The 14,718-nt window shown below is 45.6% G+C and carries 13 protein-coding genes; 8 read left to right on the top strand and 5 right to left on the bottom strand.

Annotation, left to right across the window (positions count from 1 at the left end):
• The first annotated feature begins 182 nt into the window (after positions 1 to 182).
• The 5 genes from IUA53_RS03225 (at position 183) to IUA53_RS20340 (ending at position 4,197) form a co-directional block, all read left to right on the top strand.
• Complete coding sequence (locus IUA53_RS03225; RefSeq protein ID WP_231401307.1) at positions 183 to 1,991, top strand: alkaline phosphatase family protein; 1,809 nt, start codon at positions 183 to 185, stop codon at positions 1,989 to 1,991.
• A 21-nt stretch (positions 1,992 to 2,012) separates the two neighbouring features.
• Positions 2,013 to 2,552 carry a flavodoxin FldB gene (gene fldB / locus IUA53_RS03220; RefSeq protein ID WP_196898365.1) on the top strand — a complete coding sequence of 180 codons (540 nt, stop codon included), beginning with the start codon at positions 2,013 to 2,015 and terminating at the stop codon, positions 2,550 to 2,552.
• Positions 2,552 to 3,337: a CLCA_X family protein gene (locus IUA53_RS03215; RefSeq protein WP_081869522.1), complete on the top strand. Its 786-nt coding sequence runs from the start codon at positions 2,552 to 2,554 to the stop codon at positions 3,335 to 3,337. Before fldB ends, IUA53_RS03215 begins: the two co-directional genes overlap by 1 nt.
• 141 nt (positions 3,338 to 3,478) lie before the next feature.
• Complete coding sequence (locus IUA53_RS03210; protein ID WP_044058116.1) at positions 3,479 to 3,886, top strand: ExbD/TolR family protein; 408 nt, start codon at positions 3,479 to 3,481, stop codon at positions 3,884 to 3,886.
• A gap of 176 nt (positions 3,887 to 4,062) precedes the next feature.
• Positions 4,063 to 4,197 carry a hypothetical protein gene (locus IUA53_RS20340; RefSeq protein ID WP_269748613.1) on the top strand — a complete coding sequence of 45 codons (135 nt, stop codon included), beginning with the start codon at positions 4,063 to 4,065 and terminating at the stop codon, positions 4,195 to 4,197.
• On the opposite strand, the gene IUA53_RS03205 is transcribed toward IUA53_RS20340, so the two are convergent.
• The 3 genes from IUA53_RS03205 to IUA53_RS03195 all read right to left on the bottom strand — a co-directional run bounded on the left by IUA53_RS03205 (position 4,190) and on the right by IUA53_RS03195 (position 6,161).
• Positions 4,190 to 4,687, bottom strand: a complete 498-nt coding sequence (locus tag IUA53_RS03205) for a YgjV family protein (protein WP_044058117.1) — start codon at positions 4,685 to 4,687, stop codon at positions 4,190 to 4,192. The genes IUA53_RS20340 and IUA53_RS03205 overlap by 8 nt on opposite strands.
• Before the next feature lie 26 nt (positions 4,688 to 4,713).
• Positions 4,714 to 5,409 (bottom strand): tRNA1(Val) (adenine(37)-N6)-methyltransferase, encoded by a 696-nt coding sequence (locus tag IUA53_RS03200; RefSeq protein WP_052806722.1) that lies wholly within the window; start codon positions 5,407 to 5,409, stop codon positions 4,714 to 4,716.
• Between the two features lie 128 nt (positions 5,410 to 5,537).
• Positions 5,538 to 6,161, bottom strand: a complete 624-nt coding sequence (locus tag IUA53_RS03195) for an NAD(P)H-binding protein (protein ID WP_044448662.1) — start codon at positions 6,159 to 6,161, stop codon at positions 5,538 to 5,540.
• 71 nt (positions 6,162 to 6,232) lie between these two features.
• Here IUA53_RS03195 and IUA53_RS03190 point away from each other — a divergent pair, with 71 nt between their 5' ends.
• Complete coding sequence (locus tag IUA53_RS03190) at positions 6,233 to 8,452, top strand: S9 family peptidase (RefSeq protein WP_196898363.1); 2,220 nt, start codon at positions 6,233 to 6,235, stop codon at positions 8,450 to 8,452.
• 93 nt (positions 8,453 to 8,545) lie between these two features.
• Here the strand turns inward: IUA53_RS03190 and IUA53_RS03185 are convergent, their stop codons facing one another.
• Together IUA53_RS03185 and IUA53_RS03180 are read right to left on the bottom strand one after the other, a co-directional pair.
• Positions 8,546 to 8,920 (bottom strand): PH domain-containing protein, encoded by a 375-nt coding sequence (locus IUA53_RS03185; RefSeq protein ID WP_044058119.1) that lies wholly within the window; start codon positions 8,918 to 8,920, stop codon positions 8,546 to 8,548.
• Positions 8,921 to 8,929: 9 nt separating this feature from the next.
• On the bottom strand, positions 8,930 to 11,887 hold the full coding sequence (locus IUA53_RS03180; protein WP_044448665.1) for a sensor domain-containing protein: 2,958 nt from the start codon (positions 11,885 to 11,887) through the stop codon (positions 8,930 to 8,932).
• Between the two features lie 122 nt (positions 11,888 to 12,009).
• On the opposite strand from IUA53_RS03180, the gene IUA53_RS03175 reads away from it, so the two are divergent.
• Complete coding sequence (locus tag IUA53_RS03175) at positions 12,010 to 13,038, top strand: serine/threonine dehydratase (protein WP_044448668.1); 1,029 nt, start codon at positions 12,010 to 12,012, stop codon at positions 13,036 to 13,038.
• Positions 13,035 to 14,699: an amidohydrolase gene (locus IUA53_RS03170; protein WP_156141799.1), complete on the top strand. Its 1,665-nt coding sequence runs from the start codon at positions 13,035 to 13,037 to the stop codon at positions 14,697 to 14,699. The genes IUA53_RS03175 and IUA53_RS03170 overlap by 4 nt, the downstream gene beginning before the upstream one ends.
• The last annotated feature ends 19 nt before the right edge of the window (positions 14,700 to 14,718 follow it).

Raw genomic sequence — 14,718 nt, 5'->3', positions numbered from 1 at the left:
AATGGGAGTCCCGTGAAAAATTTGTAACCGAGTATATCTGGCATACCGTTTAATTCCAAAAAAGAGTAAGGTAAAGCAATGCGTTAACATCAATGTGACAGGAGTTAGTTATTTCTATTCATTCTTTACCTGCGGTCATTGCTGGGCCAATTGTAAGACGTGTTTCAGAAAATGCGTGTCACATATGGTTGGTGACCCAAGACGCACCAAGCATCACCCTGTCGTTATCGCAACAACAAAACACGATAAAAGGGCAAACTCAGTGTGAATATGTGCAAGTTGGCACGCACGCCTTTATCACCTTACTCTCGTTTTCCAGTGAAGAAGCCTTTATCTCGGGTTGCCCCGTGCATTACGCGCTACATTTTCACGATGAAGCCTTACAAGCTAAGTGGCAGAAAGAATGCCAGGCATTGCTGTACCCTAGACAACAGCATTTGAATTTCGTTTATACAAAAACACCTACCACCATACTTCATGGCTCTTGTCGTAAACCCCATTACGATGGAAGTGATGCGCTGGCGCAAGTGGACACCCTTATCGCCAACAGCTTTGACAACGAGAAAGAGCGGCCTGATTTGCTGCTTATGACTGGCGATCAAATCTATGCTGATGACGTAGCCGGCCCCATGTTGCAAGCCATTCATCAAGTTATAGCATTGCTAGGTATTACAGAGGAAGAACTTGAAGGCGCGCAGATTTCTCATTCCAGCGAATTAGCCTCGCATCCCCATTGTTTCTACGAACGAGAACAGCTTCTGCCACAAATTGCCACTAACACGGCGCTATCTTCGCTTTTTTTCGGCGCCAAGAAAAAACCCATTTTCACCTCAGTGAATGCACAAAACCACCTCATTAGTTGTGCGGAAGTTATGGCGATGTATCTATTAGTTTGGTCACCCCTTTTATGGGCGCGTATCAAAATAAGTGACGTCGGAATTAGCCCCGCGCATTTAGCTGTATTTAAAAAAGAACAGCAAATTTTAGAGGGCTTTGTCACCACCTTACCCCAGGTAAGACGAGCAATGGCTCACACCCCGGTTTACATGATTTTTGACGATCACGATGTCACTGACGACTGGAACTTAACCCGGGGTTGGGAACAAGAAGTGTATAACAACCCTTTTTCTAAACGCATGGTGGGTAATGCCCTCATTGGTTACTTGTTATGTCAGGGTTGGGGCAATTTGCCCGGCGCCTATACGCACCTGATTAAGCAAGCTAAACAGCATTTTGCAACCCAAAGTATTACTTCCCAAAACGCGCTTATCGATGCACTTCTTGACTTTGAGCATTGGGATTACACCGTAGACACCACGCCACCGGTTGCCGTCATGGATACCCGCACTCAACGTTGGCGCTCGGAATCAAGTATGAATAAACCCTCCGGATTAATGGATTGGGAAGCCCTGTGTGAATTTCAACACGGTATTATTGGAAAAGAAGCCGTCATTGTAGTGTCAGCCGCCCCCATTTACGGTGTGAAATTCATTGAGGCAATTCAAAAAGTGTTCACCTTTTTTGGTAAAGCGCTTACCGTTGATGCAGAAAACTGGATGGCACATAAAGGCACTGCCAACGTTATACTTAACATTTTTCGTCATTATAAAACCCCGCCTGAATTCATTATTTTGTCCGGCGACGTACACTACTCCTTTGTTTATGATGTACGGCTACGCTTTAGGCGCAATAGCCCTCACATTACTCAGTTCACCTGCAGTGGATTGAAAAACGCCTTCCCCGAGGGGCTTATCCGCTGGCTAGACCGTTTAAATCGCATGTTTTACGGCTCTTCCTCGTTACTTAACTTATTTACTCGCCGTCGCAATATGTCGGTAAAAGCACGAGCCCCCTCACAAGGCAGCGGAGAACTCTACAATGGTTGTGCCATTGGCATACTTAAATTGTCAGATAAACATCAAGAAGTCATCTGCAAGGCTTTGTTGAGCAGTGGGAAAGAGGTAGAATTCCCCCCCATTAAAGACGATTAGTTAGCGACAACGAGGTACGTCATGAGTGATAAAGCATTGTCCATTGGTATTTTTTACGGCTCAACCACATGCTACACCGAAATGGCAGCAGAAAAGATCCAAGCCCAGTTAAATGCTTTATTCGACGATGATCTGGTTGAAATGCATAACATCAAAGACGTTAACCTATCAAAAACACACGAATTCGATGTGGTATTATTTGGTATCTCGACCTGGGATTTTGGTGAACTTCAAGAAGATTGGGAGTCACATTGGGACGACGTTTATCGCCTCGATTTATCTGGAAAAATCATCGCCCTGTTTGGCTTGGGTGACCAGCTAGGCTATGGTGATTGGTTCCAAGACGCACTAGGTATGCTGCACGATGCCATTGCTCCTATGGATTGTCGCATTATTGGATACTGGCCTAATCAAGGCTACGAATTCGCAGAGTCTAAAGCCCTGACAGAAGACAAAAGCCAATTTGTTGGCTTATCGCTTGATGACGAAAACCAATATGCTCAATCTGAGCAGCGCATTGCCGATTGGTGTGAACAGTTACTTCTAGAACTTGCGGATTAATATTGAACCAAGGCAGATTACACCAAGGGTTTTATCGTAACGGCCCTAGTCACCGAGACGGCGCAGACGTTAGCTTTCAAGACATTCGTAAGTTATTTAACTTTTCCACGATTACCGTGGGCCGCTGGGTGACCCGTGAAGAGCAACAAATAGCAGCCAATCTGTTCTTTGACGCTTTATACGACTTAGCCGCAATACTGAATGTAAATGAACAAGTCATTTCACTGAACGGATCTTTGTCGCTTGCCTTTGGCAGTGGCGGGCAAAAAAACAGTAGCGCACACTATAATAGCGCTAAACGTCAATTGGCACTGGCAAAAAATGCGGGAGCAGGCGCTTTAGCTCACGAGTGGTTTCATGCCTTTGATCACTATATTGCCCCGCGGATGTTTACCGGTATAGGATCCGGCGACTTTGCATCACACGCCTGGCTTGATAACGCAGATCTTATTGATCACCCCCTAAATAGACGGTTAAGCAATTGTTTCTCCAAGTTATTTTTAGATCAAAATAAGCCAAATGACTATTTTGTTCGATCAGTAGAGGCTGATCGCGCGTTAAAAATGTATTATTATGCTATGCCTCAAGAGATGGCTGCTCGCGCTTTTGAGGCCTGCGTGCAAGATCACGAGATTAAAAACGCGTTTCTTGTGCAAGGAACAAAAAAATCAACGGAAGCTAGACTTGGCATTTATCCTCATGGTAATTTGCGTATAGTGTTGAACGAAGCACTAATGTTGTATTTTTACCAATTAGGTGTGGCCATTTCACGCAAACAAACCTAGTTTGTTGTTTTATTACCGTGAAACTGAGCAATTTTCCAGCAACAAGTGTTAATGAGCCTGCTGATTTTTACAAAACCCTGTTTATTTTTGTAACAACCAGTATACTAAAGCGCTCGAACGTAACAGAAGAAAGAAGACGAGATGAAAAGAAAAAAGCATACCTCGACTGAAGACGAGGCTCAGATTGATATGACCCCCATGTTGGACATCGTGTTCATCATGTTGATTTTCTTCATCGTAACGACCTCGTTCGTGAAAGAAAAAGGGTTAGATGTAAATCGTCCAGAAGATAACCAAGCTAAAAACGACAAGCCTTCAAAAGCGTTGTCTATTCGTATTACTGCCGATGGCACAATTATGATGGGCGGACGTGAGGTAGATGTTCGTCGTGTTGTAGCAAATACGCAAACGTATCTTGCTGAAAACAACACCGATTCTGCGGCTATTCAAGCAGACGAAGATACCGAGCACGGTACCGTGGTTGAAGTTATGAACCAAGTTAAAATAGCAGGTATCGAAAAAGTATCTGTGCTAGTGAAAAAGAGCTAGCCACTTACTCATATCTCTCATAAAAAGCTGCCTTAGGGCGGCTTTTTTCGTATGGGGGTTTATACCAAAGTATCTCTTGTTTACTAGTTTGATTTTTGGTCAGATCGTACTATTCGGTGTGTCTGGAAATCCATGTTGAAAACGGTTCCAGGCTCAGATGTTCACTGGAGCCAAAAATGAGAAATACCCTATACGCCGCACTGGTGGTTGTCGCCACCTTAAGTGCCCCACCGCAAGACAAATCCCACCCGCGACCTTGTTGCTTCGTACACGATACTTCATTGGCCGGCATTCAACACCGCCTTAAGTAGTGGTGTTGCTACGCAATTTCGTCACAATACTGATTAAATTACTGATGTTGAAAAGCGTGCCGAATATACTTCCCACTGAAATGGCGTAAATGAGGCCAAGGAATTCCGCCAGTAAAAAGTACTTTCTGATGGTGACTGTGTCTCGAATGACAATTGACCCTACCGTAAAAATCAGCGACGAAGCATAGGCAACTAAGATTATTGCCCCATGATTCAAGTAAAACCATTCATATAACAGGAAGGCGATATTCGCGAAAACGAAAAACACCAAGATATACGTACTTCTATTTTTTAGCGCTATGAGGTTTCTAATACTCGCCAAGCCTGTTCCAACACTTGCAGCCATTGCACCGAGTAAATAGAAATGAACACTGAGCGCGGCTAAAGCAATAGCAGAAATAAGTAGGTACCTATCAACATGGTTTTGACGGTATCCAATAAAATTAAGTACCAGTGCAATAGCACCAAACGCTTCGGCAATAATCATCATTAAGCTGTTCTCATTTTACGTGATACCTAGAAAGACAAGTAGAACCCTTGGCACAAGGATTTGAACTGGGGGGTATACTGATTGTTAGCCTGACGAATAACTAACGTTTCTCTGCGAATATCTACCTGGCTATCATTTTTACTAAACATATACCCATTTACATAGGGCGAAGAGGTTTCACTATGCTGAACCTGCATAATACGCTGGGCAAAAAGGTGGTGCCTTGCGCCAGTTTCAACAATGTCAGTTTCACTTTCAGAGGGATAAAGGCAATAAAATCGCCCTTCAGGGCTTAGCAATTCAGCGACCCTTGAAAATAATGATGCTGGCGAAAGGTGGCTAAATTGACGTGCCACCTGCCTATTAACGGCTTGAGTTTGATACGCCTGTGTTGGCGCTGCGGGCGTTTCAAAATACGGGGGGTTACTCACAATCAGGTCGAAACGAGACGCTATGGCGGCATTAATGTCTCCGCAAATCACATCAATCTTGTTTGGCCATGGACCGTTCTTGACGTTTTCTTGTGCTTGCATAGCGGCATCTTCGTCAATATCAATAGCCATGATATGAGCACGGTCAGCACTTTTTTGCGCCAGCATTAACGCCAAAATGCCCGTGCCTGTGCCAATATCCAACATGGTTTGTGCCTGGCCTACCTCGACCCAACTCCCCAATATCATACTGTCAGTACTGACTTTCATGGCGCACTTATCTTGTTGCACCGCAAACTGCTTACATCTAAACACTGTCACTACACTCAAATAGTTTGCTTGCGAGCATCGAACCCACCCCTTTGTTATTCATATTTCATTGTTTGCTGTTCAATGACCCTTTCACCGACAGGACGGTCTCATTGCCACGCCTGTAACGCCACCATATTGTGGGCGACATCCTCGGGTTTTACTGGGCGATATTTTTTTAGCGTCCCCTGCAAAACATGTTGCCAAATAGGCGCGGTTTTTTGGGCAATATCTTCAAGAAAGCGACTGTCTTCTCGTGCGCCTAGCAGTAGCGATGGCCTAACTGCCGAGGCATTGGGCAGTTGCGACATCCCCATAATGGCATTTTCTAGCTCGCCCTTTACCCGTAAATAAAAATGACGACTTTTAGCATCGGCGCCCACAGAAGAAATCCACACAAAGCTATTCGCCCGTTGAGCGCGTGTCAGTTGCGCGGCAATATGAACATATTCAAAATCTACTTTTCTAAAAGCCGACTTGGAGCCTGCCGCTTTGAGTGTGGTGCCTAAACAGCAATACACATGATTGACGCTAAAATAACCCTGGTAGTCTTGCAGCATCTCAAAGTCGATAACCACTGGCCGCAATTTATTGTGCGGGTCGTGAAAAGCCGACGCGCTTAAAGGCCTTCTCACTAAACAGGTGACTTCGCTGTAGCGATTATCGTGCAACAATAAATTGACTAATCTTTGACCGACCAAACCTGTCGCCCCCAGCACCATTGCAGATTTCATGCTTCCTACCTTGTATCATGTAATAGTTTCTCTACAATCAAACCTTCGACAGATAAAATATGCAGATAAAAATGAAAAAAGCCCTTTTTATTGGAGCCGCTATGCTCTCTACTGTTTTACATGCAGAAACGCTCACTATTGAGCGCATTTTCTCTTCTCCATCGCTAGACGGTAACGCCCCTCGTGCACTAAAAGTATCGCCTGATGGCGAGCGTGTGACCTTTTTAAAAGGTAAAGCATCAGACTACGAGCGCCTCGACTTATGGGAATACCATATCGATAGTGGCGAAACTCGCATGCTGTTTAATTCTAACGATTTACAAAGTGGCGAAGAGATCCTCTCTGATGAGGAAAAAGCCCGCCGCGAACGTATGCGTTTATCCGGAAGCGGTATCGTCAGTTATCAATGGTCTGACGATGGTACTGCGCTACTGTTTCCGCTAGGTGGTGATGTTTATTACCACAAACTCGGCGAAAAGGGCGCAGAGCAACTGCTTGATACAGATGCCTTTGAAACCGACATTAAGTTATCGCCTAAAGGCAATTATATCTCGTTCATTCGCGATCAAAACCTTTATGTAAAAAACATTAAATCTGGCGAAGAAAAAGCCATTACCACAGAAGGTGGTGGCAACATTAAATTCGGTATGGCCGAATTTGTTGCTCAAGAAGAAATGGGCAGAATGACCGGTTATTGGTGGTCACCAGACGAAACCTACATTGCATTTACTAAAGTAGATGAAACCCCGGTAGATGTGATTACTCGTTCTGAAATTTACGCAGACGACATCAAGCTTATTCAACAAAAGTACCCTAAGGCGGGTACCCCAAACGTGCTCATCGAACTGGCGATTCAAAACCTGCAGAGTAATGAACGTACCTGGGTTGATTTAGGTGAAGACAAGGATATCTATTTAGCACGTGGAAAATGGATGCCAAATAGCACAACCTTTACCTACCAATGGCAAGCCCGTGATCAACAAACCCTTGAACTGCGAGCCTTTGATGTTACCGACAAATCCCAACGTGTATTACTCACTGAAACCAGTGACACCTGGGTTAACTTACATGATGACCTTTATTTCCTAAAAGACACGTCACAGTTTATTTGGGCCTCAGAGAAAGACGGCTTTAAGCACTTATACCTGTATGACAACAAAGGTAATCTGGTTAAGCAATTGACGAAAGGGGATTGGGTTGTTGATAGCGTAAAAGCCATTGACACCAAGTCGCAGCGCCTGTTTTTCTCTGGGCGCAAAGATACACCGCTTGAGAGCCATGTTTATAGCGTCCCCCTTACCGGTGGCGACATTGATCGCGTCACAGAACTTGGTGCCTATCACAGTGCCACGTTCAGTAAAGACGCTTCTATTTTTATCGATCGCTTTTCTACCATTAACTCTCCCCCTCAGGTGAGCTTAAATGACGCAACGGGTAAGCGCATTACCTGGCTTGAAGAGAATCGCGTTGAAAAAGGCCACCCGCTTTATGCCTATAAAGAGAGCTGGACAGCCCCTGAATTTGGTGAAATCACCACAGAAGACGGTGCTACGCTGCAATATCGTTTGTTCAAACCTGAAAGTGCCATTCAACACCCTCAGAAAAAGCATCCTGTTATTGTGTATCTGTATGGCGGCCCTCACGCGCAAGTGGTCACCAACAGTTGGGCCGGTAACCGTGGGCTGCTGATGCAGCATTGGGTAGATAAAGGCTATGTTGTCTTTACCTTAGATAACCGTGGTTCAAATTATCGTGGTAAAGGTTTTGAAGATCCTATTTATAAGAAAATGGGATTTATCGAAGTAGAAGACCAAGTGGCAGGCGTGAAGTTTTTACGTACCCTTCCCTTTGTTGACGCTGAACGTGTGGGTGTTCATGGCCATAGCTATGGCGGCTACATGACATTAATGAGCATGTTCAAAGCGGGTGATTACTTTGCGGCAGGTGTATCGGGGGCGCCAGTGACCGATTGGCGTTTATATGATACCCATTACACTGAACGCTATATGGGCAACCCAAAAACGGATGATGAGGCATACACGGCATCGTCTGTATTCCCCTATGCAAAAGACCTGAAAGGCGACTTGCTGATTTATCATGGAATGGCTGATGACAATGTATTGTTTACCCACTCCACAATGCTTTACAAGCACTTACAAGACATGGCTATACCTTTTGAAACCATGGATTATGTAGGTAAGAAACACAGCATTCGAGGCAAACAAACCGGTATACATCTTTACAAGACGATTACCAACTTCTTCGATCGCAACCTGCAACCGTCGAAATAGCTATAGGGTGACCTGCTAGGTAACTCGGCGTTTCATCAAAAAGGGCGATGTATGTTTACATCGCCCTTTTTTCATTCACTTTTCTGTTCACACTTACGCAAATAATTGGGTAGCCAGATTACGCTGAACCTCTTGTGCCGATGAAGCGCTAAGTTCAATTTCAATCGCATCCGCTTTGCCTGAAAGCCAAATTTTCAGCTCTGCATCGGTATCGAAATGGCCGGCGGTTTCTACCACAAATTGCGTAATCGACTTGTAGGGTATGGAATGGTAATTAACCTTACGTCCAGTTAAGCCCTGCTTGTCGATTAAGATTAAACGCTTGTTCGTAAACACGCTTAAATCCCGTACCAGCTTAAAGGCTGCCGTGACAGATTCATTGGCCGCTAAAATCGGCATAAGCTCTTCATTCACCGCTTCTGCGCTGGTTTCACTGGCGTTACCCAATAACGTATCAAAAAGTCCCATTACTCACTCCTATACAGACGCTAATTTAACGCGCCATTGAACACGGTGCGCCAAAGGCTTTGGCTTGTCTAGCGCAAACCCTTGGCCGAAGTCTACTCGAAGCTCTTTGAGTACATCGGAGGTTGCACTGTCTACCACAAATTCAGCAACAGTTTGCTTGCCCATGCTATGCGCAATATTATTAATCGCGGTTACTGTAGCATGATCAATAGGATCGTGAGCAATATTTCTCACAAAGGAACCGTCAATTTTAACGTAGTCTACATCAAGGTTTTTCAGGTAAGTAAACGACGACATACCGGCCCCAAAGTCGTCCAACGCAAAGCTGCATCCCAACTCTCTTAGTGTCGAAATGAAATGCTTGGCAGCGTTTAAATTAGTCACGGCTGTGGTTTCAGTGATTTCAAAACAGATTTTTTCTGCCGGAATACAGGTACTCTGCATACGCTGGGTTATTTTAAGCAATGTCATTTCATCGCCCAGGGTAATGCCCGATAGGTTAATGGCGACTTTACCTAATTTGTCCACATGGGCAGGGTTTGACTCCAACACCTTAAGCGTATTATCCACGACCCACATGTCCACCTTGTTCATTAGCCCGTGGCGCTCGGCTAACGGAATAAATAGTCCAGGACTGATTAAGCTGCCATCGCTACCCGTTAAACGTAGGAGGATTTCATAATGCTCAAGCTGCCCAGTTATTTTCGTGAAGGTGTCTGATAACGGCATAATGGCTTGGCTATACAACTCAAATCCATCATATTGAAGCGCCTTGTGCAGAGTATGAAGCACATCGTTTTCGTGCTTGTTTAAACATGCTTGTTCATCGCTAGCATGAAAAATAAAGTATCGGTTTCGCCCTAAATGCTTGGCTCGATAACAGGCATTATCTGCCGCCTTAATAAGCTCTGCGGCACTGGTGGATTTCGCCCCTATTTCAATCACGCCGATACTAGCGCCGACAAAAAACAATTTGTCATCATACACAAACCGGTAACTAGACACCGCCAGCAACAGCTTGTCTAATTTCGCCTTCACACTGTCGATGGTTTGGCCGCGATAAATAATACAAAATTCATCGCCACCAATGCGGGCCAGCAAGTCGCTTTCATCAACGTGTTGTTTAAAAATACCTGATACTTCTTTTAGTAGTTTATCTCCAGCGGGGTGGCCACAACTATCGTTAACCAGCTTAAAGCGGTCCATATCAATAAAACACATAACACTGGTATTTGTGACGCTATCTGCCTGCGCATAAAGTGGCGTCACTTTACTGTCTTCAGGTAACAACGCTTTCTCGTCGCCAATTTCCTCGATAAGCACCCGAAGTTGATTATCAAAGGCATAGCGGTTCATTAACCCCGTTAGCTGATCGTGATTTGCCTGAAATATCACTTCAGCTTGAAGCGCCTGTTCTTTGGTTACATCTCTTGCTATCCCCTCAACGGCAATAAGCTGACCATCGTCATCTAAAATGGGGGTATCGGAAAATTCGAGCACATGCTCTTCGCCTTGCGCACCGGCATAGTTAACAAGATAAGGTTCAGGTTTTTCGCCACGCATGATGGTTTTACGGATACTCAAGGTTTCATCAGGCACTTGCTTTACGAGGCGAACTTCGTTGGTACAAAAATGACTAGGACTAAAACCTAATATCGTTTCTATTCCAGCACTGACATAAATAAACTTATGATCGCGGGTTTTGGTATACACGAAATGTCGGTGCATCCCATCGACTAGACGCTTGTAACGTTCTTCACTTTGCTTTAGTTCTTGTTGCGCTTTAAACCTCTCGGTTACATCCCGAACCGTTAAGGCTATGTTATTCCCTGCTTTCACTACTTGGATTTTAATCCAGTCTGGCGCAACTTTATCGGTGGTGATTGCAGCGTAACTCTCATAGGGTGTACCGGTCTCAGCCACCTCATCTACCTTTTGGCAACTGTCTTCTAAACCCAGATAGACAAGCTGCGCCTTAAGGCTCATTTTACTGAGTTTTTCAAAGGCGCCTCGAAACAAAAATCGACTGTAGCGGTTAGCTTCTACCAAGCGGTAGTTATTTCCTTCCGGCTGGTAAATTAACATTGCATCCAATGCCGCTTCACTTGCGGTAAGGTAGCGCTGCTGGCTAAGAGAAAGGTGCACCGCACCTTTGAGTTGTTTGTGAAATATCCAGCTGGCGAGTGCAGCCATGAATATACCAATAATCGTTACCAGTTTTCCTGGTTTATAGGCATTAACCTGCGATTGCATCGATAGCGAAAACTGGCGATCAATAAAGGGGAATGCCTCGGTACTCACTATGGTGCCGTCTTCTATTAGCTGACCGCTGGAAAACAACACATCTCCGTCACTGATTAAATCGAAGTTAAACTGAGGGCCAACCAGCTCACCTAGCATGACACCAAGGATGGTTTGAACATCGAATCCAGCCACAATGTAGCCATGCTCAGGCTCTTGCGGGCTAATCGCTCTGCCCACTAAAATGTGATGATGATGCGTACTTGGCGAATAAATAAGCGTACTGGAAAATTGCTCTGAGAGTACTGGGATGGTCAAACCTGTTGCCGCCAAAGGCTGGCCGATTAACGCCGTTGAAAGCCGCGTTTTAGAACCAGCTTCTGGTGTCGCGACCCATTCAATCACCCCTTCGTCGTTAGCGAAGGTCAACGAGCTAAACCCCCGTTGCATGCCCATCAGCGAAACCGCTTGCGCATTAAACCAATCCACTTGGTTTGGTTCAAAGGTAGGCCAAGTTCGCATGAGATTAACCATGGCCTGAATACGTTCGTTCGAAAAGACCTCTAAGCTTATTTTTACTTGCTCAGCCACCGACTGCGCTTTAGAAATCCGTGCGCTACTTTCATCCCTCTCTAGATACACGCCAGCTAATGCAAAAAAAATAGCTAATAGTACAAATAGGATTACCGGTAAGGCATATACGCGGTGGCTGATTCTTTTGTGCATGACGACTTCTCCCAGTCAATGAGAGGCAAGACTAAAGTATAAATATGAATAAATTATGAATTTTCGTCGCCATCGATCGGTGCTAGGGTATAAACACAAAAACGTCTAACTACCTATACACAATGACAGAAAACACACCTTCAGTAGAATTTGCTGACGTCGAGGCGGCTGCCGCCCGCATTCAGGCGCATGTTAAGCACACTCCCCTTCTTGAGTCTCACTTACTCAATAGTTGGATGGGGCATCGTATTTTGTTTAAAGCAGAATGCTTACAGACCGTAGGCGCATTTAAGCTTCGCGGAGCCATTAATGTTCTGGCAAAATTAAAAGAGCAAGGCCAACTCCCCCAAGTGGTAGTGGCGAACAGTTCTGGTAATCACGCTCAAGCGGTGGCCTATGCCGCTACCCTATTTGGCATTAAAGCCACTATTTTCGCCAGTGAAACCATTTCCCCCGTGAAAGCGGCAGCTACCCAAAGTTATGGGGCAGAGCTGAAGCTTTACCCCACACGATTAGAAGCCGACGCTGCCGTGGCCCACGCAGCAGAAGATCCCGACACCTTGTGGATCCCTCCTTTTAATCACCCCGATATTATTGCAGGGCAAGGCACCGCAGCCCTTGAAGCGCTCAACGAAATAGATCACCTTGATGCGGTATTTGCCCCCTGTGGTGGCGGAGGCTTGCTATCTGGCACTTTAATTGCCACCCAAGCTCTGCACCCCAACGCGGGGGTTTATGGCGCCGAACCTGCCGCGGCAAACGATGCATCTATGTCTTTACAGCGAGGGGAAATTGTGGCGTTAGAACATCCTCCGCAAACCCTAGCTGATGGTGCTGCCACACCGAGCGTAGGCGATATTACTTTCGGTTTTCTACAGCAATTAACTGACTTTTATGAAGTAGATGAGTTACAAATTGCTTATTGGACACAATGGCTGCAACACTTGTTAAAACTCCATGTGGAACCCACCTGCGCGATGTCTATGGCCGCAGTGGCCTCTTGGGCTGCTAATACAGAGCCGGGTAAAACTGCATTGGTGATGTTGTCGGGTGGAAACATCAGTCAAGCCACCATGAGTAAAATTTGGGAACGTGACTTTTTACTTCAGCCACCTATATTAACCCTGGACGATAACGAAGAAGAAGAATGATGAAAACGACATTTTTTACCCCCTTAGTTGCGCGCTTAACCATTGCGGCGTCGCTATTTTGCTTAGCCGACGGCCACGCTGCCACCCTGGTCAATAACGTTAAGGGCTACACCCTTGATGAAGCTGGCAAGCGCATAAGCTTTACCAATATGGTTATAGAAGAAGGCAAGGTGCTGGCGCTGGATGTTCAGCCCGATAATCATCATATCGACGAGGTTATTGACGGTGAAGGGAAAGTGATGTTGCCAGGCCTCATTGATGCCCATGGCCATTTGCTAGGGTTAGGCGCAAACCTTTTGGAAGTGAATTTGCGCGACAGCAAAAGTGCAAAGCATGCAGCCAGCATGGTGGCAGATTATGCCTTTGCCAATACCACACAGGATTGGATAACTGGGCGAGGTTGGAATCAGGAATTATGGTCGGATAGAGCCTTTCCTCGCGCCCAAGACTTAGACAACGTCGTGTCAGATCGCCCCGTATTTCTTACGCGAGTTGATGGCCACGCTGCATGGGTAAACAGCAAAGCAATGGCACTTGCTGGCATTACCAAAGACACGCCGTCCCCTGTGGGTGGTGAAATTCTTAAAGACTCAGACGGCAATCCCACTGGTGTGTTTATTGATAATGCAGCAGCATTGATTGAAGCTTATTTACCGTCAGCGAGCAGTGAAATATACGAACAGCAACTTCATGCTGCAGGTGAGCACTTACTTGCAAATGGAGTTACCGCAATGCACGATGCTGGCGTAAACAGAGAAGTTTATGACTTCTATTTAAAAGAGGCGGTTGAGGGAGATTTACCGGTACGCATATACGCCATGATCAGTGCGACGGACCCTGATCTTAAAACGCTACTGGCAAACGGGCCAATACGAGACAAAGAGGACTTTCTGTCTATTCGCTCAGTGAAGGCCTATGGCGATGGCGCGCTAGGCAGTCGCGGAGCAGCATTGCTTTCGCCCTATTCTGATGCGCCTCATCAGCATGGCCTGTTGCTCACCCAACCACAAGACATGGCCCCCTTATTTACCACAGTGATTGGTGCTGGTTTTCAGTTGAATTACCACGCCATTGGCGATAAGGCCAATCATGTTGCATTAAACGAATATGAGGCAACATTTGAGAAAATTGGCGGCAATGCGTTACGCCACCGTATAGAACATGCGCAAGTTATCGCCCCTGAAGATCTTGCTCGTTTTGCCGAGTTAGACGTGTTGCCATCGATGCAACCTACCCACGCCACCAGTGATAAAAATATGGCGGAAGATCGCATTGGTAAAGACAGGATGAAAGGCGCGTATGCGTGGCAAACTTTACTTGAATCAGGCATTCCTTTGCCATTAGGCTCAGATTTTCCTGTCGAACTGGCAAACCCATTTTATGGCTTGCATGCCGCAGTTACTCGACAAGATCGCAACAACCAGCCAGTAAAAGGTTGGTATGCCCATGAAGCGCTCACTTTAGACCAAGCATTTAGGGGTTTTACGTTAGATGCCGCCTACGCGGGACATATGGAAGATACGCTTGGCACACTTACGCCGGGCAAATGGGCTGACTTTATACTGGTTGATCAGGACATCTTTAACATTGATGAAAAAGACATTTGGAAAACCCAAGTGCAGGCGACTTACATAGCTGGCAAAAACGTCTATTCGAAATAGCCGTTGTTGGGAGGAAACG

It is taken from the genome of Alteromonas sp. B31-7 (assembly GCF_015767655.1).
Taxonomy (GTDB): Bacteria; Pseudomonadota; Gammaproteobacteria; order Enterobacterales; family Alteromonadaceae; genus Alteromonas; species Alteromonas australica.
Note: the sequence above shows the minus strand (reverse complement) of the source record. Positions and strands in the feature narration are given on the sequence as shown.

What these genes read in the sequence shown, in the direction of transcription:
- IUA53_RS03175 (WP_044448668.1), top strand. Translation starts at nt 12,010, where the DNA reads ATGACAGAAAACACACCTTCAGTAGAATTTGCTGACGTCGAGGCGGCT.
- IUA53_RS20340 (WP_269748613.1), top strand. Translation starts at nt 4,063, where the DNA reads ATGAGAAATACCCTATACGCCGCACTGGTGGTTGTCGCCACCTTAAGT.
- fldB (WP_196898365.1), top strand. Translation starts at nt 2,013, where the DNA reads ATGAGTGATAAAGCATTGTCCATTGGTATTTTTTACGGCTCAACCACA.
- IUA53_RS03210 (WP_044058116.1), top strand. Translation starts at nt 3,479, where the DNA reads ATGAAAAGAAAAAAGCATACCTCGACTGAAGACGAGGCTCAGATTGAT.
- IUA53_RS03185 (WP_044058119.1), bottom strand. Translation starts at nt 8,920, where the DNA reads ATGGGACTTTTTGATACGTTATTGGGTAACGCCAGTGAAACCAGCGCA.
- IUA53_RS03180 (WP_044448665.1), bottom strand. Translation starts at nt 11,887, where the DNA reads ATGCACAAAAGAATCAGCCACCGCGTATATGCCTTACCGGTAATCCTA.
- IUA53_RS03190 (WP_196898363.1), top strand. Translation starts at nt 6,233, where the DNA reads ATGAAAAAAGCCCTTTTTATTGGAGCCGCTATGCTCTCTACTGTTTTA.
- IUA53_RS03205 (WP_044058117.1), bottom strand. Translation starts at nt 4,687, where the DNA reads ATGATGATTATTGCCGAAGCGTTTGGTGCTATTGCACTGGTACTTAAT.
- IUA53_RS03195 (WP_044448662.1), bottom strand. Translation starts at nt 6,161, where the DNA reads ATGAAATCTGCAATGGTGCTGGGGGCGACAGGTTTGGTCGGTCAAAGA.
- IUA53_RS03170 (WP_156141799.1), top strand. Translation starts at nt 13,035, where the DNA reads ATGATGAAAACGACATTTTTTACCCCCTTAGTTGCGCGCTTAACCATT.